The following is a 24610-nucleotide window of genomic DNA, read 5'->3' as shown; positions in this document are numbered from 1 at the left end:
CTGATGAAAAAGGCACTACTTAGCATACTTATCGTTCTAGTCTGCGGGCTGGTCTTTTATGCCATCGGTGTGCCTTGCCGAGTTTTCCTCAAGATATCGGAATTCACTGAAGTAAGCTTTACCGCTTCACTCCCCTTCCTTTTCACCTTGATGTTCGGCCTTCCAGGAGCTATCGGCTGCGCTGTTGCAAACCTGGCAGCAGACATTACTTTAAAATACGCGCCGACCATATACATTCCGGGATTTTTCCTTCAGATTGTTTACGGACTCCTGCCTGCCTTGGCCTGGAATTTTTTGCGACGGAAGGACGAAAACAAGTACAAGCTCAACACTGTATTCAAGGTTGTCCAGCTTCTTTTTGTCATCATTGTTTCTTCAGGATTCAATGCGACGGCATCGTTCCTGCTGATTTTTTTCAATGTAGACCATATTTCCCCAGCCCTCTGGACCAACTACTTCTTCAATCAGCTGAACACTTCCCTAGCAACAGTCATCCCAGTTATGATGCTCTGTTCGCTGAAGCATCAGCTTTGCCTAAAGAAAAAATTCAGCGGTATCGAGAATATTTTCTCCTTCTCCCTCAACGAAAAGTTCCTTCTCTTTTTCCTGCTGGCAAGTATCGCAGTTAGCGTTGCCGTGGCCTGGATTTGCTACGACCTGTTCACCTTCAGATTCAAGGTAGACCCTCTGTATCTTTGGAACCTTGTGTATTATGGCGCAGCTATTTCCATGAATCTCGCCGTATGGACCTCCCTGGCATTCCTTTTGTACATCGAGCTTACTGTCACGAAGCCACTGGAAAAGATGAGTTCCATCGGAAAGGTCATTGGCGACGACAGCGATATCGAGGCTAAGATTTCTTCCATCGTCGACAAGTGCGGCAAGTACATCTACTTTACATCCGAAGTGGGAGACCTTGCCAATTCCTTCAGGAATCTGTCCAAGGAACTGGATTCTTACGTAAAGAACCTGACTGAGACCCAACGCGAACAGCAGAAGAGCCATACAGAGCTTGCCATCGCCACCACCATCCAGGAATCAACCCTACCTAAGCTGGAAAATTTCAAGAACCTGGACTTGCACGCAGTCATGATCCCGGCAAAGGAAGTGGGCGGCGACTTCTACGACTTTTTCATGTTGGACGCAAGCCACATAGCCCTTGTAATTGCAGACGTTTCTGGCAAGGGCGTTCCCGCCGCCCTGTTCATGATGCTTTCCAAGATTATCCTGCGGCATAACCTGATGCGCGGTTATTCTCCGGCAGAAGCCATGGCCCGCACCAACGACGAGCTTTGTGCCAGCAATCCCCTAGACATGTTCGTCAGCTGTTTCTGCGGCATTCTTGACCTGGATACAGGCGATTTCCAGTTCAGCAATGCCGGCCACGAGCCTCCCGCTGTCATGCGGAAGGGTGAGCTTTTCTCCCTAAAGAAAATCAAGAGCTGTTTTGTTCTCGGCGGAATGGAAGGCATGAAGTACGAGAACTTTGACGTAAAGCTGGAACGCGGCGACACCATCTTCGTCTACACCGACGGCATTCCTGAAGCCATGAACAGTAACAAGGAACCCTTCGGCAACGACCAGATGATTGCGGCCTTGAACAAGCACAGGAACGAATCCATGCTTGGCCTCTGCAATTCCATGCTCAAGGCGGTTCAAGGCCATGCAGAAGGCGCCCCGCAATTTGACGATATTTCCATGCTGGCATTCAGCTTGAAGGAGAAATGACGTGAAATCAAGATCCTTCAACGTTTCCAAGGATTGCCTGACTGAAGTCCAGGATTTCATTACCATCTGGAGCAAGTCCCAGGGAATCAGCATGAAGATTTCCTCCAAGCTGGCAGTTTGCTCCGACGAAATCGTCAGCAACGTGGTTTTCTACAGCGACGCCTCCAATTTGGAAATCGAATGCGAAATCAGCGATACAGAAATATCGCTGACCTTTATTGACGACGGAAAGCCATTTGACCCCTTTACAGAAGTCCAGGAACCCGATGTTACAGCCGCCTTGGAAGACCGTGAAGCCGGAGGCCTAGGCATTTTCATGGTAAAGAAGATGGCAAGCTCCACAGCCTACGAAAGGCAGGGCAATAAAAACGAAGTGATCATCAAGATTTCCATAGCCTAAGGCCGCCCCTTCCCACTGGGGGCTTTTCTATATTAAAAAACATGGAACACGAATTTACCATCAGCGGGCGAATTTTTCCGGAACTTAACCAAGTGGCAAATCCGGACGTTTTTCAAAGTTTCGCATCAAAGATATCCTGGGTGGAACAGGATTTTGGCGAACTTGGACTCAAGATAAATTTCACGCCCTGCGATTTGGACGACCAGGGAGAACCCCAAAAGGTCATGGTCATGTTCTCCATGAAAAGCACTGACATCGACTGCGCTCAACTGGAACAGGCCTGCCTAAACCTGTCCGTCATTTTCGGATGCACAGTCCTACTTTGCAAGGACCACGAAGCCTACGGTGTTGCCAACGTCTTTAATGGCGGTTCCGACTACGAGGTGGTTGACGAAGATTGTGACCTGTGGGCATACAGGATTGGTTCCAAAATCATTAGTGAAAGAACCAAGTTCTGGAACGAGAAATTCGCCGACTTGGAACAGGATTTCTTAAAGTCCGACGCGGCCAAGGCCATGCTGAATCTGTTCAAGGACTTGGCCTAATTTTTTATCTTTCGATTTATGATTCTTTTAGTGGCCGAAAAACCTTCTGTTGCAAACCAGCATTACAGACCGATGCTGGAACGCTTGGAAGGTGAAAAGTTCACCCAGGGCGATGGATGCCTTATTGGCCAGAACCATTGCATTACCTGGTGCGTGGGTCACTTGATTACTTTGGCTCCGCTGGATGCCTATCCCGGTTTTGAGGGCGGTTGGCGTTTAAGCAACCTCCCGCTGCTGCCAGAAAAATTCCGCCTGATGGAAATCGAAAGCACCCGAAAGCAGCTGGCTGTGGTGCGAGACATGATGAGCAAGGCGGACGTTCTTGTAAACGGAGCCGATGCTGGCCGCGAAGGTAACCTGATTTTCGACTTGATCCTGGACTACACTCCGGATTTCAAGAAGAAACAGGTAAAGCGCCTGTGGGTGAACAGCTACGTGGCAAAGGATTTGGACAAGGCCTGGAAAAATCTGGAAGAAGCCACGGAACGTCTGAATTTAAGTTACGCTGCCCGACTTCGTCAGCGTGCCGACTGGATGGTAGGCCTTAACGCAACACGAGCCTACACCCTTACGGCTGGCCGCGGCAAGATGATTTCCGTAGGCCGCGTTCAGACTCCTACCCTAAACCTCATCGTGGAGCGCGACGCCATGGTGGAGCAGTTCAAGGAACTGTACTACTACAGCGTGGTGGGAACCTGGAAAGGATTCCAGGCACAGCTTTTGCGCCCCGACCGAGACGCAAAGGATTCGGGCAAGGAAAACACGGAGTCGAAGGAAATCGCTTTAAAAGTAGCGGTATTTGAAAAAGAAGAACCCGCCCAGGCCGTAGTTGACAAATGCAAGGCTCCTGCAGAGGCTGTAATTGCCAACGTGGATGTCCAACAGAAAAAGCAGTTCCCCCAAAAGCCCTTTGACCTAACGGAACTGCAAAAGGAAGGCAACAAGCGTTTCAAATACAGCGCCCAGCAGGTTTTGGACTGCGCCCAGAACCTTTACGAAAAGAAGCTCCTCACCTACCCCCGTACGGATTCCGCCTACCTGCCCGACACCATGAAGCAGGAAGCCTATCAACTGGCCATGCGCCTGGCCAAGCCGGAGCAGCAAAAGATCATGCGCCCCGAAAGCGAGAACTTCGTTTTCATCAACAGCAGTAAGGTGACAGACCACTTCGCCATTATTCCTACCGGCGAACAGCCCAATGGTCTCCCTGAAATGGAAGAGAACATCTACAACCTGGCCAAAGAACGCTTTGTACAGGCATGGCTGAAGCCCTACGTTTGGAACGAGATGGAAGTAACTTTGAAAAGTCCTGCGGACAGCGTCATTCTGAGCGGAGAACCGTCAGGTTCGCAGTCGAAGAATCCAGATACGGAAGTTTTCCGTCTAAAATTAAAGCAGAACGAGGACCTAGGTTTCCGCGCTTTGGCCAAAGAAGAAAAGAAAAAGAAATCCGATGCCAAGAAGGATGACGAAGGCAATTCCGACGACATAACCAATATCGTAGAATCCTTCCCCGACTGGAAGCAGGGCGACAAGGCTCCCTTCGATAGCATTGAACTGCAAAAGAAAAAGAAGTCCAAGCCCAAGTATTACACCGAGGCCACCCTCCTTGCCGCCATGAAAACCGCAGGCAAGCAAATCGAGAACGAAGAACTGGCCGAAGCCATGAAGGACCGCGGCCTAGGCACCCCCGCCACTCAGGCAGGCATTATCGAGACACTAAAGAAGCGCGGTTTTATCGAAGCCCAGAAGAACAACCTGGTCAGTACCGCCCGAGGCCGTGAAGTCATTGCCCTGATGGATGACAAGGTAAAATCTCCGGAAATGACGGGCGAATGGGAATACAAGCTTTCCCAGGTAGAAAAAGGAAACCTGGACCCGAAGGATTTCCGCGACGGCATCATGGACTATGTGCGGGAACTTTTCGCCCACCTGCACGAAAAATACGGCAGCCAGTTCGAGCGAGAAACGGTGACCGACGCCATTTCCTGCCCCAAGTGCAGCAACCCTATGGAAATCACCCCCTGGGGATATGTGTGCAAGAACGCCGAATGCGGATTCAAGGCCGGCCATACCATTGCAGGCCGCACCCTGAGCCATGCCGAAATGACCAAGCTGCTTTCTACAGGTAAGTCGGACGTTCTTAGTGGATTTATCAGCAAGAAGGGTTCCACATTCAGCGCCAGCCTGACTCTTGCCGACGATGGAAACATCGGATTCGAATTCACCAACGACGGCAAGTTCCACGGGGCTGTTACCGACTACAAGTGCCCTCTCTGCGGAAACCCGCTGGAAGAGAACAAGAACACCCTCTTCTGCACAGGCAAGGCCGGGGACGAAGTAGAATGCAAGTTCACCCTATTCAAGAACGTTGCAGGCCACACCCTGACGCCAAGCGAAATCGACGCACTCTTTACCGCAGGCAAGACGCCAGTCATCAGCGATTTCAAGAGCAAGAAGGGAGAAACTTTTGCGGCAAGCCTGAAGTTCGGGCCCGACGGGAAAACAAACTTCGAGTTCATGCACCGGGATTTACCCTGCCCCATTTGCGGCGACCAGATGCGCCTCCGCACCGGAAAGGACTCCAACGGAAATACAGCCTCGGCATACATCTGCATGAACAGCCGTTGCGGATACGGCGTACCCAAGGTATTCTACCAGCGGGAACTCAAGGACGAGGAAGTGGAAGAACTTCTAAAGAAGAAATACACCCGCGTCCTGGAGCCATTTAAAAAGAACGACACGGTATTCCGTGCCGCCCTTGAAATTCGCGAAGGCGGAATGCTCGCCTTCAACAAGCTGACTGTGGAAGTTATTTCCCAGAAGAAATAGTTACTGCTTGCAGGCAGCATCCATCAGTTTCTGTCTTACCTTGGATGCAGGCAACTTTGCAATACTCTTCACATGGGCATCTTCGGCACTACGGCCAACACCAAGCGCCCTTTCGAAAGTTTCTGTCTTTCCTATCCTAAAACGGGCAGTCACTTCGGATGTAACCAAAGTCTTATTTAGATTCGGCTTGTCATTAAAGGAAAGCGCTACATCCAACGTGGGATTTTCCGGCTGATTTTCAATAGTAAAGCCAACATCGTTCAGGAACATTTCCACAGAGCCACATTCTTCCATGGCTCCAATGCAAACCATTCTGTAGGCACAGCCCAGTTTCTTGGATTCGTAACTGACTGACTTCTTGACCAATGCCGAAGAATTCACAAAGCTGAAATTCATATCCGGCAAAACGACGACTTCACCAGCGGCCTTATGCTTACGAACATCCTTCATGGAGAACTTGGCAACACCGGACGCATCCGTTTTTTCCGAAACAAGATCCTTTCGGTCCTGGCTAAGAATCATCGGGAAATTTTCTACGGGACCGGCAAAATCTGTAACCGTCACAAGAAGACTTTCCTCTGTCATTTTCACATCGATTTTAATGGTTGCCAAGGAAGACTTCAAGAATTCAGTCAGCTCAGCCAATGTCGATTCCAGTCGAAGATTCTTGGGTACAGCCTGCACGCAAGAAAGATTTTCCAGTTCGTCATTGTACTGAGAGCCCAGCCTTTCCAAAGCAGCCATGCCACTTGCAGCCTTGTAATAATCACGGTCAGACATGTCAAGACGAATTACAGAATCCTTGGAATTCATCTGCTGTCGAATGGATTCCAGGTTCAGCAGGATCATGGACGCAAGCTGATCCAGATCCACCGTTACGGTAGACTGAAACATTCCATTTTTCTTGGCACCAGGAACAATCTTTGCTCCCTTGAGAATCACATTGGTGTACGACCCTTTGAAACTCTTGGAAACTTCCTTTACATCACCCGCAGCATTCTCGGTACGTTTCGTAACCAGTTCCGATTTTACCTTGGTACTAATCTGCTTAGCGACACCTTCCAAGGCCTTTTGGTCTGCATCCTTTTGGGAAATCGAGGAACCTGCGGTATACGTTACCAGGTTGGCGGCATTTGCCAGGCCACACAACAAGGTCATTGCCAGCAGGGCTTTAAGAATAGTCTTTTTCATTATCAACCTTACTGGATTTCAAGAATAATCAGTTTCTTTGTAATATTCTGGCGACGCACCTTTGCCAATCCGCTTAGAGCCTCGTAGAATTCCGAATAGACCATCTGGGAATCGTCATACTTGTCAGGATCGGCGTATACAACCAGGTCAATGGTGTTGCGAGTCATGGAACTGACCTGCATCTTATTGAATTTCTTTCGAATCTGCATTGTCACCAGGTTTGAAATTTCCTCGGTCTGTTCATCGGTAAATTCACCGGTCAAACGGCAAACGACCTTATACTGAGTCCCCTTTTCCAGTTCTGCAGCCAACTGGCTACGCACCTTCTTTTCTAGAGGAACAATCGCTCTCTGGGTTGCCTTCTGAACAAGTACACGCATTCCGTCACCACCATCCTTCTGGCGGCTAGATTCACTTGCCAGAAGATTTGCGGTGGAGGCATCGCTTGCACTCAGGTCAATCACAAGATTATCATCCTGAATGCTTCCCGCAAAGGTCACATTGATATCGGCGCCAACGGCAAGACCTGCCACATAGGCCAAGTCGGCATCGTTTCCGGCAATATCACCCTGAAGCTGGACGACTTCATCCAACTGGGCCTGGTTTTCCAGACTTATCACCTTGTATCCGCACTCGGTCATATAGGCATTGATGACTTCCATTGCAGTCTTTGCCAGAGGGTTCTTGCGAATAACCTCAATACTGGTTGCACCCGACGCGCCCATGGCAGGAAGCACCATCACTGTGGGTTTAACCTTGAACACCACGTCAGATACTTCTACAGACGCTGTCGACATAGAGATTTCCGTTTTCTGTACGGCATCGTTATTCACGGTATTTTTTTCTGCCGATGCACTTTCGACAGGCTGACCTGCGGGGGCACCATCCACCTTGGCATAGGATTCACTTGCATTTTCACGAACAGAGTCGTTTTGTGCAGGAGCAGGTGCGGAAGCGCATCCAGCCAAGAAAAGCAATCCACCGCAAGAAGCGACAGAGCACAAAAGTTTAAAGCGATTCATACAGTTTTCCCCTCTATTCATTCCTCAACAAGCCCTTGGCCCTCAACTGTTCGTATTCCTTGTTCAACGGAACCAAGTTGTTACGAGCCTTTCCACCGGGATGATTGCTCTGCGAGCAGTACACCTCGTAAGTCTTCTGTGCGGTAAAGCTACGGCCATCATCCATATTGACAGAGACTTCAAAATTTGCAATCTTGTTCAAGCCAATCTGAATCTTACGTTCAAAGGACCATTTTCCAAGACCCTTCGGGTCAATTGTTTCGATCTCGGAACCACCTCTGCTGATAACTACATTTTTGACCTTAGACCGTTCTTCCGCGGAAAAACCCTGGAGCGCAAACTTCAACTTGCCCTGGTATTGTTTCAAGGGCATTTCCAAGTGAATTTTTTCAACACTCGGGCCATTGATCTTGACCCCCATTTCAAGGCCATCGGAATCTTCCGTTTCTGCGTTTTCTTCAACGTATTCCGTCACCCACATATAGCAAGGAATTTCTACAAGGCCATCACTACAAACGGCCAGGAAACGCTTTGTGCCATAGGAATCGGCGCCCCATGTAAAGGTACGCTGATAAACGCTGTCGGCACCAACGGTATCGACTTCGCCAAGGACTTCAACGATTACACCGGGAGTTGCAATTGCCTGCAAGGTTACAGAGGAATCCTTAATCTGCCTTGCAACGCCCTCTGCCTTGAATTTCAATTTCTTTTCAAAGGCGGCCTTCTGAGCAGCATAGTCATTATCGAAGTTCTGAAGGGATTGTTCAAGATCGGTCGTATCCGAAGCAGATGCCACGGAATCCACCAAGGCAAGCAAGGCCTTCGTTCCAGAGGAAGCGAGGTTCATAGTCTTAACGGAACCAGATTCGTTGACGATCAACGTTTGGTTTTGTTCAATAGATGTTGAGTCGCCCTTCTCGTTGGTAACGTTCACGCGGCCCTCATTAAGGGAAGCAACCATCTTGCCATTGATGTTTCCAACAAATCCCGCCGTACCACGAATTGCTGCAGTAGCTGTTCCTGTTCTAAACACAAAGTCGTTTGATTTCTGCTTTTGGACATCGAATCGAATGGCACCCTTTTCAATGGCAAAATCCACAGATTGTCTAGAATTGGGCAAAAGGGCGGCAGAAACAGTAACATTAGAATTTTCCATAATCTGGAAAAGAGTACCATCGTTAGCCGCCAACTGGACGTCAGACTCTACTGCGGTGCGGATCTTATTTCCCTCAACAACCGTATTACCCTGGTGCATTTTTTTCCAGTCATTTTCAGACTTAGAGTAGTCTACATCGCCAACAACTCTGCGAGCTTTTGCCACAAACAAGGCCTTTTCAGAGTTCAAGGCATTCAAATCCTGATCCTTCGCAACTTCATTGCCAAGGACCTTGTTTTCCTTGGGTGCTTCATCGTTACACGCAAGCAGAAGCAAGCAAGTCAACAGAGCAACTTTTTTCATAAACAACATATAATATCCTGAATAAGCAGATCTTATAACATCCTTACAAAATGTAACATTATTCTAAGCCGTCTTTGTGAAAACAAAAAAAAATCCACCGCAGCAAAGCTATGGTTTCGCCCATCCTTGCTAAAACAGTGGATTCCAAGAGTAATTGTGACACGAACAAAGTTATTCCATGCGTTCTCCAATGACAACGCTGGCGTAGGCTACAGATACTGCGGCAGCGGCGGCAACACTTTCTGACCCCAGGAGCATAGCTGCGAAAATTGCGGGAGTAAGAGCCATGAGAACGGCGAAGAGGGTCTTATTGGTGGAGAGATTTAAGATATTGTGCATGATGTTGATTCCTTTTTCTTTTTCAACAGTAAATATAGAACCAACATAACGTCAATTTTTGACATCAACAAAACAAAAGTTTCAACAAAACTAACCGAAGATCTTTGCGGAAAGTTCCGGGGCAAACTTCTGCAGATAACCCTGGGCAAAGATGACCAGTACGATAATGGGCAGAACCCACTTGATGTAGAAGCGGACAAACTTGTTTGCGGGGAACTTGAATCCCTTACCGGTATTGACTTCTTCGTAGAACTTGTCCTGTCCCCAGCCATAGCGGGAGTTACAGAATACAACGAAGAACAGGGAACCCAGCGGGAGCAAGGTGTTGGAAACCAGGAAGTCTTCCAAGTCAAGAACGCAGCTGCCCGGGCCAAAAGGTTCGAAACTAGACCAGGCATTAAAGCCAAGTGCGCAAGGCAAGGACAGAATGATGATTGCGAAGATATTGACCGCAACCACCTTCTTACGCTTGTAGCCCTTCAAGTCCATCCAGAAGGAAATGATGTTTTCAAACACAGCCACCAAGGTGGAGAGTGCAGCAAAACTCATGAACAGGAAGAAGGCTGAACCGAAGAAACGGCCTGCAGGCATCTGAGCAAAGATGTTGGGAAGGGTCACGAACACGAGGCCCGGACCTGCACCCGGTTCTACGTTAAAGGCAAAGCAGCTAGGAATAATGATAAGGCCGGCAAGCAAGGCAACCAAGGTATCCAGGGCGCAGATATTCACCGCTTCCTTAGCCAAGGTGTGTTTCTTGTTGATGTAGCTACCGAGAATGGACATAGAGCCGATACCGATGCTCAAGGTAAAGAAAGCCTGGCCCATGGCGGCAAACACAACTTCATTGATTCCCTTTTCCATAAGGCGGTTAAAGTCCGGCAGCAAGTAGAACTTGAGACCTTCTTCTGCACCAGGGAGAGTCACAGCACGAACGGCAAGAGCTATCATAATTACAAACAGCAGGGACATCATCCACTTGGTAATGCGTTCCACGCCCTTCTGCAAGCCGAGAGAAACAATGCCAAGGCCAAGGAGGGTAGCAACAATCATCCATCCGGACTGAATGCCGGCATCGCCCAGCATAGTACCGAAGGCCTCGCCCACTTCGGCGGGAGACTTTCCCTGAAGGTCACCAACGAAGGTCATGCGGAAGAAGTAGTACATCATCCAGCCAGCCACTGTGGTATAGAACATCATGAGCAGGTAGTTACCGGCAATCATGGGGAACTTGGCATAGTGCCACTTGGTTCCTGCAGGTTCAAGTTCATCGAAAGAGCGGGCTACGCCACGCTTACTGGCGCGACCGTTAGAAAATTCAGCAATGAGTGCCGGCAAACCGAGAATCACCAGGAAGAACAGGTAGATTAAAACAAAGGCGGCACCGCCGTACTGACCGGTGATAAAGGGGAAACGCCAAACGTTACCGATACCGATTGCACAACCTGCGGCAATCAGGATAAAACCAAGGCGGGAACCAAAACTTTCGCGTTGACTCATAATAATGTCATCCTCTTAATATGATGTTTGAAAGATAATAAAATTTCTATATTTAGCCCGTAAAATTGCAATTTGGCGGATATAATGAGCGAAAACTACAAGTACGGTTTTGTTACGGATATCGAGAACGACTCTTTCGAAAAGGGCCTTAACGAAGACGTCATCCGTCGAGCCAGCGCTCTCCGCGGCGAACCTCAGTTCATGCTGGATTTTCGCCTGAAGGCCTACGAAAAGCTCTTGACCATGGAGCAGCCCAAGTGGGGCGAACTGAACTTTGCCCCTGTGGACCTGCAGGACATCGTCTACTATTCCGCCCCCAAGAACAAGAAGTCTCACGAAAAAATCGAAGACGTGGACCCGGAACTTCTGGCCACCTTCGAAAAGCTGGGCATTCCTCTGGACGAACAGAAGCGTCTGGCAAACGTTGCCGTGGACGCCGTATTCGACTCCGTCAGTATTTATACCAGCCACAAGAAGAAGCTCATGGAAATGGGCATCATCTTCTGCAGCATTTCCGACGCCATCAAGGAATATCCGGAACTGATCGAACAGTACCTGGGCAGCGTGGTTCCCGCAGGCGACAACTACTTTGCAGCCTTGAACAGCGCCGTCTTTGGTGACGGTAGCTTCGTCTACATTCCCGCTGGAGTCAAGTGTCCCATGGACCTGTCCACCTACTTCCGCATCAACAACAAGGAAGCTGGCCAGTTTGAACGCACCCTGATTATCGCCGACGACGGCGCTGAAGTCAGCTACCTGGAAGGCTGCACCGCTCCGGAATTCAGCAGCAAGCAGCTGCACTCCGCCATCGTGGAACTGGTGGCCAACGAAAACGCCAAGATCAAGTACAGCACCGTGCAGAACTGGTACGCCGGCGACCGCGAGACTGGCGCAGGTGGCGTCTACAACTTTGTGACCAAGCGCGGCAAGTGCGCCGGCAAGAACAGCCGCATCAGCTGGACCCAGGTAGAAACCGGTTCCGCCATCACCTGGAAGTACCCCAGCTGCGTGCTGGTAGGCGACAACTCCGTCGGTGAATTCTACAGTGTGGCATTGACCAACGGCCACATGCAGGCCGATACCGGTACCAAGATGATCCACATCGGTAAGAACACCAAGAGCACAATCATCTCGAAAGGTATCAGCGCCGACAATTCCAGCAATGCCTACCGCGGCGAAGTTTCTATCCGCAAGTCTGCCACAGGGGCTCGCAACTACACCCAGTGCGATAGCATGCTTGTTGGCGACAAGAGCGCCGCCCACACCTTCCCCTACATTACTGTCGCTAACGGTACTGCACAGACCGAACACGAAGCAACCACCAGCCGCATCAGCGAAGACCAGCTGTTCTATTTCGAGAGCCGCGGCATCAAGCGCGAAGACGCCATCCAGGCTATGGTGGGCGGCTTCTGCAAGGACGTGTTCAAGGAACTGCCTGGCGAATTCGCTACCGAAGCCCGCCAGCTGTTGACTTTGAAGTTGGAACACTCCGTAGGGTAAATCACCCGCGTGTCATCCTGAGCGCCCCCACGCGTCATCCTGAGCGAAGCGAAGGATCTATTTCCATGTTTTTTGTCACTAAACGTGAATTTCTCTAAGTTTAGTGACACGATTTTTACTTTGTCTGCAAAGCAGCTTTAAAAGTTTTATCACCAAATCATCAAAAAGACCTAATTAGTGACAAACAAAGAGTCTTTTTTTATTACAACTAACAAACAACCCGCCATTTTTAATTACTTTGTTTGAAATTTCTGTCACTAAACACACATTTTCTTGGATTTGGTGACACATTTTCGCGAAAACGACCCTTTCAAACGTTCAAATTTCAAAGACTACTCGATTTCTGTCCAGCATTTGTTATTTTAGCAGCAAAAACAGAGGTACCTAATGAACGTTCTTTTCTTGATGGCAAATGGTTTTGAAGAAACCGAATTCGTCACCCCCTTTGACTACTGGCAGCGCGGCGGCCTGAATGTAGCCTTGGCTTCTATCAGCGACAGCCTGGATGTTGTAGGCGCTCACGGTCTTGCTATCAAGGCAAACGTTCTTTTGAAGGATGTAAACCTCGCCGACTACGACGCAGTCTGCCTCCCCGGCGGCGGTCCCGGCGTCAAGAACCTGAAGTCATCTTCCGCAGTGGCGGAAGTTCTCAAGAGCTTTGACGCCGCTGGCAAATGGATATTTGCCATTTGCGCCGCGCCCCTGGTGCTTTCCCAAGCAGGCCTCCTCAAGAACAGAACCTGCACCTGTTTCCCAGGCTGCGAAGTGGAACTGGACTGCAAGCAGTTCCTTACCGACCGCGTTGTGGTAGACGGCAACGTCATCACCAGCCGCGGCGCAGGCACCGCCGAAGAATTCGCCTTCGAATGCCTGGCTCAGGCAACCGACCGCGCCAACTCTGAAAAGATTCGCAATCAAGTCGTCGCCCGCTAAAATCCTCACTAAAATTTTCGCTAAAATTCCCGCGAAATCAAAAAGCAAATCTGCTTTTCTAGCCAATAAAATTAAGATCGCCGGCGGTTTTACCCGTCGGCGATCCGTGTTTTCACACAAGGAAGTCTTGGCGCATCAAATGCGACAACGTCGCCTTTGATGCAATTGAATTATGAGTTACTAATTACGAATAACTCATAATTCGTAATTCATAATTGGCTAAAGCTTAGCCACCTTTGCCTTTGCGTCGGCCATGGCGCGAACCACCAGGGAAGCGCCGTTAGCGCAGTCACCTACAGCGTAGATATTGCGGGACGGATCCTGAATGATTGCGGTACGCGGAGTCAGCTCGAGGCCCAGATCCTTCACGATGCCGTCGGCAGGAACGCCAGTGAAGCCCATTGCCAAAACCACCAAGTCAGCGTCGATGATTTCTGTAGAATTGGGAACTTCGTTGGGCTTGATGGGGCGGCCGTTGGGGGCCATTTCCCATTCCACCTTCACGGCTTCAACGCCAGCAACCTTGCCATCCTTCACAATGAACTGCTTGGAGGACACATTCCAGCGGCGTTCGCCACCTTCGTGATGGGCGTAGCTGGTGCGCAGCATGTACGGCCAATCGGGCCACGGAGTGGACGGGGAACGTTCTTCAGGAGGCTTGGGCATAAATTCCACCTGGAGCACGCTCTTGCAGCCTTCACGGAGAGATTTACCCACGCAGTCGTTACCGGTGTCGCCACCGCCAATAATCAGGACCTTCTTGCCCTTGGCGCTGTACTTTTCAGGATTTTGCGGGTCGGAACCGTGCAAGAAATCCAAAGCGAGGTAAATACCTTCGGCATCGCGGCCAGGAATGTTCAAGTCGCGAGCGTTGGGAGTACCGATGGCCAGGAACAGGTAGTCAAAATTCTTACGGATGTATTCGGCAGAAATATCCTTGCCGATTTCGCAATTGCAGACAAACTTGATGCCGGCGGCTTCAAGAAGTGCCACGCGACGGTCAATGATTTCCTTTTCCAGCTTCCAGTTGGGAATGCCGTAACGGAGAAGGCCGCCCACCTTGGGCTTCTTTTCGTAAACGGTTACAGCGTAACCCTTGCGGCGCAAAGCTTCTGCAGCAAAGAGGCCTGCAGGACCACCACCGATCACGGCAACGGTCTTGCCGTTGGGGGCAGCGGCAGGTTGTTCCACCCAGCCTTCCTTGAAGGCGGTTTCGATCATGTACTTTTCCACCTGGCGAACCATGACGGCGTCATCGTTCAGCTGGCGGGTGCAGCTTGCTTCGCAAAGGGCGGGGCAAACCCGGCCGGTAAATTCCGGGAAGAAGGCGGTCTTGCTAATGATATCGTAACCCTTGCGAAGATCACCTGCAGCAACTGCAGTGTTAAATTCGGGAATGAGGTTACCCAGAGGGCAGCCTGCTCCATGGCAGAAGGGAATGCCACAGTCTGCGCAGCGGCCAGCCTGAGCCTTGATTTCTTCTTCCGTGAAGAGGCGTTCAACTTCCTTCAAGTCCTTAACGCGTTCTTCTACGGGGCGGTACACGTCCTGAATTCTTTGTACTAAAGCCATAATTTAATCCTTTTAAAGTGCGTTAAAAAGAAGCGACAACAGCGAAACCCATCTTGAGTGTCATTCTGAACGAAGTGAAGAATCTAGATCCTTCATTCCAGCCCTTTGGGCTTCCATTCAGGATGACACGCGAATAGGTTTCGCAATCATCGTAAAGTTGAACTTACTTAGCAGCCTGCTTTGCGAGAGCGTTGCGGTATTCCACCGGGAAGACCTTCACGAACTTCGGACGAGAATTGTTCCAGTCTTCGAGAATGCGGCGCCCCTTTTCGGAACCGGTAGCTTCCACATGCTGCTTGATGATGTCAAGCAATTCAGTTTCGCTTTCGGTACCCGGGAGAACGCTTTCCAGGTCAACGGAATCCACATTGCAGCTCAAGTCGAAGTGACCGGTTTCATCGTAGATGTAAGCAAAGCCACCAGTCATACCTGCAGCGAAGTTCACGCCTACGCGACCGAGAACAACCACGCGGCCACCAGTCATGTATTCGCAACCATGGTCGCCCACACCTTCGGTAACAAGCAGCATACCAGAGTTACGGATACCAAAGCGTTCGCCAGCGAGACCGTTGATGAACACCTTACCGCTGGTACCACCGTAACCGATAACGTTACCGGCGATGACGTTGTCTTCAGCCTTGAAGGATGCGTTCTTGGACGGACGAACGATAATCTTACCACCGCTCAAACCCTTGCCCATGAAGTCGTTGACTTCACCTTCGATATCAAGAGTGATACCCGGTGCAAGGAAGGCGCCAAAGCTCTGGCCGGCCACACCCTGCAGGTGAACCTTGATAGTATCTTCCGGCAGGCCCTTTGCACCAAAGTGTTCATCCACTTCGCCAGAAAGTTCGGTACCCACGGTACGATCCACGTTGTGGATCATGGCGGAAATTTCTACCGGCTTGCCAGTCTTCAGGGTATCCTGTACGAAAGGCAGGAGTTCGCGACGGTCGAAGTTCACCAGTTCTTCAGGAACATAGTTCGGGTCGTGCTTCTTGATCTGTTCCTTACCGTTACCGGCGTCAACAGAGGCGAAGATCTTGCTGAAGTCCAGTTTCTTGGCCTTGTAGAATTCGATTGCAGAATTCATGTCAAGGAGGTCGCTACGGCCGCAGGCTTCGTCAAGGCTCTTGAGACCAAGGCTTGCGAGGATTTCGCGGATTTCGTCAGCGATGAAGTACAGGAAGTTTTCAACGTATTCCGGCTTGCCCTTGAAGTGCTTGCGAAGTTCCGGATCCTGAGTTGCGAGGCCCATGGGGCACTGGTTGGTATGGCACTTACGGTCCATGATACAGCCAAGGCTTGCCAGCAGGTTGGTTGCAAAACCGAATTCTTCTGCACCAAGGAGGGCTGCGATCACAACGTCTCGACCAGTCTTCAACTGGCCATCCACCTGGAGCTTCACGCGGCCACGGAGGTCGTTCAAGACGAGAGTCTGTTCAGCTTCGGCAATGCCCAATTCCCAAGGAAGACCGGCATGCTTGATGGAGGTAAGCGGAGATGCACCGGTACCACCGTCGTGGCCAGAAATGAGGACCACGTCTGCGTGAGCCTTAGCCACACCTGCAGCAACCGTACCCACACCCACTTCGGAAACCAACTTCACGGAAACACGGGCCTTGGGGTTGGAGTTACGAAGGTCGTAGATCAACTGAGCCAGATCTTCGATGGAGTAAATGTCATGGTGCGGCGGAGGAGAAATGAGGGACACATTCGGGATAGAATGACGGATGCGAGCCACAAATTCGTTCACCTTGTGGGCAGGCAGCTGGCCACCTTCACCGGGCTTTGCACCCTGAGCCATCTTGATCTGCAAATCCTTTGCCTTGCGCAGGTAGTCGATGGTCACACCGAAACGGCCAGAAGCAATCTGACGGATGGCGCTGCTACGAACGTCGCCGTTTGCTGCCGGAGTATCACGATCCGGATCTTCACCACCTTCACCGCAGTTGCTCATGGCACCGTTACGGTTCATGGCAATAGCGATAGCTTCATGAGCTTCCGGGCTCAAGGAACCAAGGCTCATTGCACCAGCAACAAAGTGCTTGATGATGGATTCGCGGGATTCCACTTCGGAAATATCGATGGGAGTGGTTTCCTTGAACTTGAAGAGACCGCGAAGCGTTGCCAAGCGCTGGGACTGATCGTCGATGAGCTTGGAGTAGGTCTTGAACTTTGCGTAGTCGCCCAACTGTACTGCCTGACGGAAGGCGCCCAGGGACTGCGGAGTCCACAAGTGCATTTCGCCATCCTTACGGAACTTGTACTGGCCACCTTCCTTAAGAATGGGGCTTGCATCCTTCAGGGAAATGTTGTTGCGCTGTTCCACTTCCTGGGCGATTTCAGCAAGGCCGATACCTTCGATGCGGCTTGCAGTACCCGGCAGGAACTTTTCAATAATTTCGTGGTTCAAGCCAACAGCTTCAAAGATCTGGGCACTGCGGTAGCTACGGAGGGTAGAGATACCCATCTTGGACATGATCTTCAGGAGGCCCTTGTCCACTGCCTTCACGTAGTTAGCTGCTGCGGTAACAGGACCCACATCCAGTTCGCCGGTGTGGCACATGTTGGTAATGCTCTGGAAGGCCAGATACGGGTTGATAACGGTTGCACCGTAGCCCAGGAGCAAAGCGAAATGCATGACTTCGCGAACTTCACCGGACTGAACGATCAAGCCGATTTCCGGACGGACGCCAGCTTCAACCAAGGTACGGTTGACGGCTGCAGTAGCCAACAGAGACGGCATGGGAACATAGCCCCAGTCCACATCCTTATCGGAAAGAACGATAATGTTGAAGCCTTCCTGAACGGCGCGTACAGCGTCGCCAGCCAGGTTCTGCAAGGCAGCTTCAAGAACTTCGCCGTTACCACCCATGGGGAACTGCATCTTGAGCACCTTGGCCTTGAAGCTCTTATCGCCGATGTTTTCGAAGTGCTTGATTTCGTCTTCGGTAACAATGGGGCGGGGAATCTTAATGAGGTGAGCCTGTTCCGGAGTTTCTTCCAGGATGTTGCCGTGGTTACCAATGTAGGTGGTAAGGGACATAACCAGTTCTTCACGGATCGGGTCGATAGGCGGATTGGTCACCTGTGCAAACAGCTGCTTGAAGTAGTTGAACAGCGGCTGGGGCTTGTCGGAAAGAACAGCGAGAGCGGCGTCGTTACCCATGGAACCGATGGGTTCCTGACCGTTCTTGGCCATGGGCTGGAGAATAACGCTCAAATCTTCAGCAGAGTAGCCGAAACGCTTCTGCTGGATTAGCAAGTCATCAGGTACGTCAGACGGGTTGATTTCGCTGAAGAGGCCGCGGACGCTCATCTTGTTTTCGGCAACCCAACGACGGTAGGGCTTGCTACGAGCAACGAAGGCCTTCATTTCGGCATTCTTCAGGATACGATGGTTTTCGATATCCAGGTAAATGATTTCACCGGGTTTGAGACGACCCTTTTCTTCTACGTCGGCGTCGTTGATGTCCAGGACACCCGTTTCGGAAGCCATGACGAAGAGGCCATCCTTGCAAAGGGTGTAACGTGCCGGACGAAGACCGTTACGGTCAAGGATTGCACCGGCATTGATACCGTCGGAGAAAGCCACGGCAGCGGGGCCATCCCACGGTTCCATAAGCATGGATTCATATTCGAAGAAGCCACGGACGTCGCGGCCCATATAGTGCTTTGCACCCCAAGCCTGCGGCATCATCATGAGGATGGCGTGAGGGAGGCTACGGCCTGCAGCAACCAGAAGTTCGAACATGTTGTCGAGGCTAGCGGAGTCGCTCTGGCCTGCAGAAATCAAGGGCAGAAGCTTCTGGAGATCTTCGCCGAAACGTTCGCTCTTCAGGTGAGGTTCACGAGCCTTCAGGCTGTTCAAGTTACCGCGAAGGGTATTGATTTCACCATTGTGAGCCAGGTAGCGGAACGGATGAGCCAAAGGCCAGGTGGGGAAAGTATTGGTAGAATAGCGCTGGTGAACGAGGGCAATGGGGCTTTCGAAATCGCTGTCGTTCAGGTCCTTGTAGAAGGCTTCGATCTGAATAGCAAGAAGAAGACCCTTATAGACAATGGTTCTGCTGGAGCAGGAGCAAACATAGACGCTTTCGCAGGCCTTTTCAATCTGGCGGCGCAGCACATAAAGCTTCAATTCAAAGGGATTGTAACCTTCCCCATCCTTATCCTGGGCGGAAGTTGCAATGGCAGAGCCGTCGAAGAAATACTGACGGATGTGCGGGAGAGTTTCGCGGGCGGTGCGGCCAATTGCGGAGGGGTCCACCGGAACTTCGCGAACGTGAATCACGGGGCAACCTTCGGCTGCGGCAAGTTCCTTGATCTTTGCGTCATAGGATTCAGCAGCAACGGAGTTGTCCACAAAAACCATGGCCACGCCATAGCGTTCCGGAAGGTCGCTGTAGATCTTACGGAAGAACTTATGGGGCATAGAAAGCAAAAGGCCAGCGCCATCACCCGTTTCCGGGTCGCCACCAGCCGCACCACGATGCATGAGACGCTTCAGAACAGTAATGCCCTGAAGCACAATCTGGTGCGATGCAATATTATTAATGTTGGCAACGAGACCCACGCCGCAGGCGTCATGTTCGTTCGCCGGATTATAAAGAGCTTGAGCTTTCATTTTATTTATTCCTTGTGTTTTATTTTTACGCCCCTTATTTGCAAAATTCGTGCCAAAAAGAACGGATTTACATTTTTCGCTATACAAAATCCGTAAAACAGCCCAAAAAAGGACATTACATCAAAAGCAACCCAGGGAAAAGCCCTTTTCAGGCGCCAAATCCACCTTTATAAGTTCATTTCTTTTACAAAATCTGAAAACGCAATCACTACTTTTACAGTTTTTGTAATTCAAAATCAATTCTCGATTTCTCTTTTTTTCTCGTCAAGCCCCAATTCTTTGCACAAAACGAAAAACAATACCATCCGCGAAAAGTTGGCACGGCTTTTGCGATATGGTCGCCGAAAACAAAAAATCCAATAGGAGTTCATTATGAGCAACCAGTATAGAATGAGTGCGATCACTGAAATCGCAGAAGCACCGGCAGCAGGCATCATGGCTGCAAGCCCGGCAAACGTTGACTTTTACGGCGAGGACGTATTCAACTCCGAAGCCATGAAGGCATACCTCCCCAAGGACGTGTGCAAGAAGCTTTTTGCCACCATCGAAAACGGTGTTGCACTTGACCCGAGCATCGCAGGCGAAGTCGCTCACGCCATGAAGAAGTGGGCAATGGACCGCGGCGCAACTCACTTTACTCACTGGTTCCAGCCCCTCACCGGCTCTACCGCAGAAAAGCACGACTCCTTCCTTGAACCGGAAGGCGACAAGGCCATCATGGCATTCTCCGGCAAGAACCTGATCGTTGGCGAACCGGACGCATCTTCCTTCCCCTCTGGCGGTATCCGTTCCACTTTCGAAGCTCGTGGCTACACCGCTTGGGACCCGACCTCTCCCGCTTTCATCAAGCGTCACGGTAACGGTGCAACTCTTTGCATTCCTACCGCATTCTGCTCTTACACTGGCGAAGCTCTCGACAAGAAGACTCCGCTTCTCCGTTCCATCCAGGCTCTCCAGAAGTCTGCCGACCGTCTCATGGGTCTCTTCGGCGTTGAAAAGCAGAAGGTCACCGTAACTCTCGGTGCAGAACAGGAATACTTCCTGGTCGACAAGAAGTTCTACCTGCAGCGTCCGGACCTTTACCAGGCTGGCCGCACCCTCTTCGGTGCCGCTTCCGCTAAGCACCAGCAGATGGAAGACCACTACTTCGGTTCTATCCCGGCTCGCATTTTGAACTTCATGAACGAAGTTGAAGACGAACTGTGGAAGCTGGGCATTCCGGCAAAGACCCGTCATAACGAAGTGGCTCCCGCTCAGTTCGAACTTGCTCCTATGTTCGAAGAAGTGAACCTGGCTTGCGACCACAACATGCAGATTATGGAAGTCCTCCGTAACGTCGCTGACCGCAACGGCCTTGTTTGCCTCCTCCACGAAAAGCCGTTTGCAGGCATCAACGGTTCCGGTAAGCACAACAACTGGTCCGTGAACTACGGTAAGACCAACCTCTTGAACCCGGGTAAGGATCCTCACCAGAACGCAATCTTCCTCACCACCCTCTGCGCTGTTGTCTATGCAGTTGACACCCACGCCGACTTGCTGAGAATGTCCGTTTCTGGCGCTGGCAACGACCATCGTCTCGGTGCTAACGAAGCTCCTCCGGCAATCATCTCCATGTACCTCGGCGACCAGCTTGCTGACGTCGTCGAACAGCTGGAAAAGGGCGAACCCAAGTCCAGCAAGCAGGGCGGTGCCATGAAGCTCGGTTCCGACATCCTGCCGCCGCTCCCCCGCGACGCTACCGACCGTAACCGTACTTCTCCGTTCGCATTCACAGGCAACAAGTTCGAATTCCGCGCACCGGGTTCCAGCCAGTCCTGCTCTGAACCCAACGTTATCCTGAACACCATCGTTGCCGAAGCCTTCGACATCATCGCCGACAAGATGGAAAAGGTTTCCAAGGCTAACTTCCACAAGGAACTCCAGAAGCTCCTGCAGTCCATCATCAAGGAACACAAGCGCGTTATCTTCAACGGTAACGGCTACACCGACGAATGGGTTGCCGAAGCTGAAAAGCGCGGCCTCCCCAACATCCGTACCACCATGGAAGCACTTTCCGCTCTCACCAAGAAGGAAAACGTTGCTCTCTTCAAGAAGTACGGCGTGTTCAACAAGGTGGAACTGGAATCCCGTTACGAAGTCAACCTGGAAGACTACCACAAGCGTGTTGACATCGAAGCCAAGGTCGCTTACGACATGGCCAAGAGCATCGTCCTCCCGCAGGTCGTAAAGGCTTACTCCGAAGCCCTCAAGGTCAACGAAATGGCAGTGAACCAGGGTCTGGTTTCCGTCGACGGTTACGCCAAGGAACTTGGTGAAGGCTACAAGGCCCTCGTCGAAGAAATCGCAGTCATGGAAAAGGCTATCGCTGGCAAGCATCAGCTGAAGCTGGAAGCTATGGTCTCCCTCCGCAAGGTCGTGGACAAGCTGGAAGGCATCGTCAGCGACGAACAGTGGCCTCTGCCCAAGTATCGTGAGATGTTGTTCATCTACTAATCGCGCACACTTTGAACCTCATAATGAAAATCCTCAGTCCGCAAGGACTGGGGGTTTTCTTTATCACTTCTCAAAAAAAACTCATAAAACAACCATAAGCCGAGAGTCGCGATAGTATATTACAAAATACGTAAAACAAAATTCCTGTTTTTCATTTTTTGTAAATCAAGATTTTTACAATTTTTGCAATTTCACCCAAAAAAGCCAAATCGTTTCATTGGCACATTTATTGCGTATAATAGCCGTTGTGATTACAAAAAGTGTAAACTAAGAAGACACAGGGAGAGGTCGAAAGACCTGAATTATTATGGCATTACAGTACCAGTATAACGGCAAGACGAAATTCATTATTGTTACCGGGGGTGTCATCTCCGGTCTCGGCAAAGGGGTAGCGGCAGCGTCCATCGGGGCGCTGCTTTCTGCTAGAATGAAGGTGGTTCCCGTCAAGTGCGACGGTTACCTGAACACAGACCCGGGCACCATGAATCCCACCGAACACGGCGAAGTTTTCGTGCTGGACGACGGTGGCGAATGCGACATGGATTTCGGTCACTACGAACGTTTCTTGAACGTGACCGCCAAGAAGGACTGGAGCCTTACCATGGGCCGCATCTTCAAGATGATTCTCGAGAAGGAACGTCGCGGCGACTACCTGGGACACACCGTCCAGTTCATTCCCCACGTTACCGACCTGATCAAGGAACAGTTCTACCGCATCGCCGACCAGGAAAAGGCAGACGTTCTTCTAATTGAAATCGGCGGTACCGTAGGCGACTTGGAAAACCAGTTCTACATCGAAGCTGCCCGTCAGCTTTCTCACGACGTGGGCCGCACCAACGCCATGTTCGTACACCTCACCTACGTTCCCATTCCGTCGGGCGTTAACGAACAGAAGTCCAAGCCCACCCAGATGTCTGTGCACGACTTGAACCGCCTGGGCATCTATCCCGAAATTGTTATCGGCCGCTGCGAAGAATACATCAAGCCCCACCTGAAGGAAAAGATTGGCCTGTTCTGCAACCTGCCTGCAGACCACGTGATTTCCGGTGTGGACGTGAAGCACGTTTACGAATGCCCGCTGGTTTACGACGCCGAAGGCATTCCCGAAATTCTCGCCAAGCGCTTGAACATTTACGCACCTCCCAAGCTTGAACAGTGGAGCAAGCTGGTGGAATCCTTGAAGCGTAACACCGTGAACCCCCGCAAGACTTTGACCGTCGCTATTTGTGGCAAGTACATGGCCCTGGAAGATTCCTACGCATCTGTGGTGGAAGCCATCCGTCATTCCTCCGCCCATTTGGACCTTCGCGCAGACATCCGCTGGGTAGACACCGAAAAGATCGAGAACGGTTCTGTTTCTGTTGAAACTGCATTGAAGGGCGTTGACGCCGTCATCGTTCCGGGTGGTTTCGGTAGCCGCGGTATCGAAGGAAAGATCATGGTCATCCAGTATGTCCGCGAAAACAAGATTCCGTTCCTCGGAATTTGCTACGGCATGCAGCTTTCCGTGGTGGAATTCGCTCGCAACGTCTGCGGCATGAAGGGTGCAGGCACCGTAGAAATGGAAAGCGCCACCTACCATGTGGAAAAGCCGGTCATCGCATACCTGCCTGGCCAGGAACACATCAAGGACATGGGCGCCACCATGCGCTTGGGCGGTCACGACATTTTGATCAAGGAAGGTTCCAAGGCCCAGGAAGTTTACGGCTCCGCTGTAGCCCGCGAACGTTTCCGCCACCGCTACGAAGTGAATCCGGAATTCGTCTCCCAGATCGAAGCTGGTGACCCCTCCGGAAAGATTGCCCAAAAGCTTATCTTCTCCGGCAAGGCATCCGGCGAAGACATCATGCAGATCATGGAACTGACGGACCATCCCTACTTCATGGCCTGCCAATGCCATCCGGAACTGAAGTCCTCCTTGATTCACCCCGCACCGCTCTTCCTCGGTTTGCTGAAGGCTGCCGACGAACGAGTGTAATCGCAAGATTATTCGAGGAAAATCAACGGAATATACGTAACTTAATGATTCTCAATTAGTTACAAAAACGGGTCCGTCACAACCCTTCAAAATCGGATTGGACGGGCCCTGTTTTCAAAAAATGTAAATCTTCAATTTTGCGTTATTTGGCCTAAAAAACGCGATTTTCAACAAAAAATATTTTCTTTTTTTTTCAACGTTCACCCTCCCCAAAACACAGCAATATTTTTAAATTTTGATTTCGATGAAAACAGGATTTGCCAGCGCAGCGACTCACGTCGCACACTCCATCGAGGCGCACCTCACCGGTGCCGTGGCAACCATTTCCCAGAGAAATCAAGGCGTTGTTTGTGATGCCGGCCAGTCCGTTCCCGTTGTTGGTCAGGGCGTTGGTCATTTGATTTTTGATTTCATTTCTTTTTTGAGTTTTAAGGCAAAGGCATTTCGCTTTTGCCATTTTTTTTGCCCAGGTTTTAGAGATTAACAAGTAA

16 protein-coding genes are annotated in these 24610 nt (G+C 50.7%); 8 read left to right on the top strand and 8 right to left on the bottom strand.

What is annotated here, in order from left to right:
• Positions 1-3 precede the first annotated feature (3 nt).
• Genes MJZ26_04905 through MJZ26_04890 form a run of 4 tightly spaced genes read left to right on the top strand, consistent with a single transcriptional unit; the run spans position 4 to position 5505 of the window.
• Entirely contained in the window at positions 4-1728 is a 1725-nt protein-coding gene (locus MJZ26_04905) for a serine/threonine-protein phosphatase (GenBank protein MCQ2105115.1), read from the top strand.
• 1 nt (position 1729) lies between these two features.
• Positions 1730-2128, top strand: a complete 399-nt coding sequence (locus MJZ26_04900; protein ID MCQ2105114.1) for an ATP-binding protein — start codon at positions 1730-1732, stop codon at positions 2126-2128.
• Between the two features lie 41 nt (positions 2129-2169).
• A complete protein-coding gene (locus MJZ26_04895) occupies positions 2170-2673 on the top strand; it encodes a hypothetical protein (protein ID MCQ2105113.1) in 504 nt (167 codons plus the stop codon).
• Positions 2674-2691: 18 nt separating this feature from the next.
• A complete protein-coding gene (locus MJZ26_04890; protein MCQ2105112.1) occupies positions 2692-5505 on the top strand; it encodes a DNA topoisomerase in 2814 nt (937 codons plus the stop codon).
• On the opposite strand, the gene MJZ26_04885 is transcribed toward MJZ26_04890, so the two are convergent.
• The 5 genes from MJZ26_04885 to MJZ26_04865 form a co-directional block, all read right to left on the bottom strand.
• Positions 5506-6696 (bottom strand): hypothetical protein, encoded by a 1191-nt coding sequence (locus MJZ26_04885; protein ID MCQ2105111.1) that lies wholly within the window; start codon positions 6694-6696, stop codon positions 5506-5508.
• Positions 6697-6704: 8 nt separating this feature from the next.
• Positions 6705-7718 (bottom strand): DUF6175 family protein, encoded by a 1014-nt coding sequence (locus tag MJZ26_04880; protein MCQ2105110.1) that lies wholly within the window; start codon positions 7716-7718, stop codon positions 6705-6707.
• Positions 7719-7731: 13 nt separating this feature from the next.
• Positions 7732-9186 (bottom strand): FecR family protein, encoded by a 1455-nt coding sequence (locus MJZ26_04875; protein MCQ2105109.1) that lies wholly within the window; start codon positions 9184-9186, stop codon positions 7732-7734.
• 162 nt (positions 9187-9348) lie between these two features.
• Positions 9349-9516 (bottom strand): hypothetical protein, encoded by a 168-nt coding sequence (locus MJZ26_04870; protein ID MCQ2105108.1) that lies wholly within the window; start codon positions 9514-9516, stop codon positions 9349-9351.
• Positions 9517-9606: 90 nt separating this feature from the next.
• Entirely contained in the window at positions 9607-11013 is a 1407-nt protein-coding gene (locus MJZ26_04865) for a sodium-dependent transporter (GenBank protein MCQ2105107.1), read from the bottom strand.
• 84 nt (positions 11014-11097) lie between these two features.
• Here MJZ26_04865 and sufB point away from each other — a divergent pair, with 84 nt between their 5' ends.
• Both sufB and MJZ26_04855 read left to right on the top strand, forming a co-directional pair.
• A complete protein-coding gene (sufB, locus tag MJZ26_04860; GenBank protein ID MCQ2105106.1) occupies positions 11098-12513 on the top strand; it encodes a Fe-S cluster assembly protein SufB in 1416 nt (471 codons plus the stop codon).
• Between the two features lie 387 nt (positions 12514-12900).
• On the top strand, positions 12901-13446 hold the full coding sequence (locus MJZ26_04855) for a DJ-1/PfpI family protein (GenBank protein ID MCQ2105105.1): 546 nt from the start codon (positions 12901-12903) through the stop codon (positions 13444-13446).
• A 219-nt stretch (positions 13447-13665) separates the two neighbouring features.
• On the opposite strand, the gene MJZ26_04850 is transcribed toward MJZ26_04855, so the two are convergent.
• On the bottom strand, positions 13666-15018 hold the full coding sequence (locus MJZ26_04850) for a glutamate synthase subunit beta (protein ID MCQ2105104.1): 1353 nt from the start codon (positions 15016-15018) through the stop codon (positions 13666-13668).
• 163 nt (positions 15019-15181) lie between these two features.
• Entirely contained in the window at positions 15182-19648 is a 4467-nt protein-coding gene (gltB, locus tag MJZ26_04845; protein MCQ2105103.1) for a glutamate synthase large subunit, read from the bottom strand.
• A gap of 372 nt (positions 19649-20020) precedes the next feature.
• On the opposite strand from gltB, the gene MJZ26_04840 reads away from it, so the two are divergent.
• On the top strand, positions 20021-22141 hold the full coding sequence (locus tag MJZ26_04840; protein ID MCQ2105102.1) for a glutamine synthetase III: 2121 nt from the start codon (positions 20021-20023) through the stop codon (positions 22139-22141).
• A gap of 307 nt (positions 22142-22448) precedes the next feature.
• Positions 22449-24119, top strand: a complete 1671-nt coding sequence (pyrG, locus tag MJZ26_04835; protein ID MCQ2105101.1) for a CTP synthase (glutamine hydrolyzing) — start codon at positions 22449-22451, stop codon at positions 24117-24119.
• Positions 24120-24312: 193 nt separating this feature from the next.
• On the opposite strand, the gene MJZ26_04830 is transcribed toward pyrG, so the two are convergent.
• Positions 24313-24576, bottom strand: coding sequence for a hypothetical protein (locus tag MJZ26_04830; GenBank protein MCQ2105100.1), 264 nt, complete (start codon positions 24574-24576; stop codon positions 24313-24315).
• Between the last annotated feature and the right edge of the window lie 34 nt (positions 24577-24610).

The sequence above is a fragment of the Fibrobacter sp. genome, assembly GCA_024398965.1.
Classification (GTDB): domain Bacteria; phylum Fibrobacterota; class Fibrobacteria; order Fibrobacterales; family Fibrobacteraceae; genus Fibrobacter.
The sequence above is the reverse complement of the archived record's forward strand: the minus strand, read 5'-3'. Positions and strand labels throughout refer to the sequence as shown.

Bases quoted from the DNA above. Each gene is read 5' to 3' on its own strand.
- MJZ26_04905 (MCQ2105115.1), top strand. From the start codon at position 4: ATGAAAAAGGCACTACTTAGCATACTTATCGTTCTAGTCTGCGGGCTG.
- MJZ26_04895 (MCQ2105113.1), top strand. From the start codon at position 2,170: ATGGAACACGAATTTACCATCAGCGGGCGAATTTTTCCGGAACTTAAC.
- MJZ26_04890 (MCQ2105112.1), top strand. From the start codon at position 2,692: ATGATTCTTTTAGTGGCCGAAAAACCTTCTGTTGCAAACCAGCATTAC.
- MJZ26_04885 (MCQ2105111.1), bottom strand. From the start codon at position 6,696: ATGAAAAAGACTATTCTTAAAGCCCTGCTGGCAATGACCTTGTTGTGT.
- MJZ26_04880 (MCQ2105110.1), bottom strand. From the start codon at position 7,718: ATGAATCGCTTTAAACTTTTGTGCTCTGTCGCTTCTTGCGGTGGATTG.
- MJZ26_04875 (MCQ2105109.1), bottom strand. From the start codon at position 9,186: ATGTTGTTTATGAAAAAAGTTGCTCTGTTGACTTGCTTGCTTCTGCTT.
- MJZ26_04870 (MCQ2105108.1), bottom strand. From the start codon at position 9,516: ATGCACAATATCTTAAATCTCTCCACCAATAAGACCCTCTTCGCCGTT.
- MJZ26_04865 (MCQ2105107.1), bottom strand. From the start codon at position 11,013: ATGAGTCAACGCGAAAGTTTTGGTTCCCGCCTTGGTTTTATCCTGATT.
- sufB (MCQ2105106.1), top strand. From the start codon at position 11,098: ATGAGCGAAAACTACAAGTACGGTTTTGTTACGGATATCGAGAACGAC.
- MJZ26_04855 (MCQ2105105.1), top strand. From the start codon at position 12,901: ATGAACGTTCTTTTCTTGATGGCAAATGGTTTTGAAGAAACCGAATTC.
- MJZ26_04850 (MCQ2105104.1), bottom strand. From the start codon at position 15,018: ATGGCTTTAGTACAAAGAATTCAGGACGTGTACCGCCCCGTAGAAGAA.
- gltB (MCQ2105103.1), bottom strand. From the start codon at position 19,648: ATGAAAGCTCAAGCTCTTTATAATCCGGCGAACGAACATGACGCCTGC.
- MJZ26_04840 (MCQ2105102.1), top strand. From the start codon at position 20,021: ATGAGCAACCAGTATAGAATGAGTGCGATCACTGAAATCGCAGAAGCA.
- pyrG (MCQ2105101.1), top strand. From the start codon at position 22,449: ATGGCATTACAGTACCAGTATAACGGCAAGACGAAATTCATTATTGTT.
- MJZ26_04830 (MCQ2105100.1), bottom strand. From the start codon at position 24,576: ATGGCAAAAGCGAAATGCCTTTGCCTTAAAACTCAAAAAAGAAATGAA.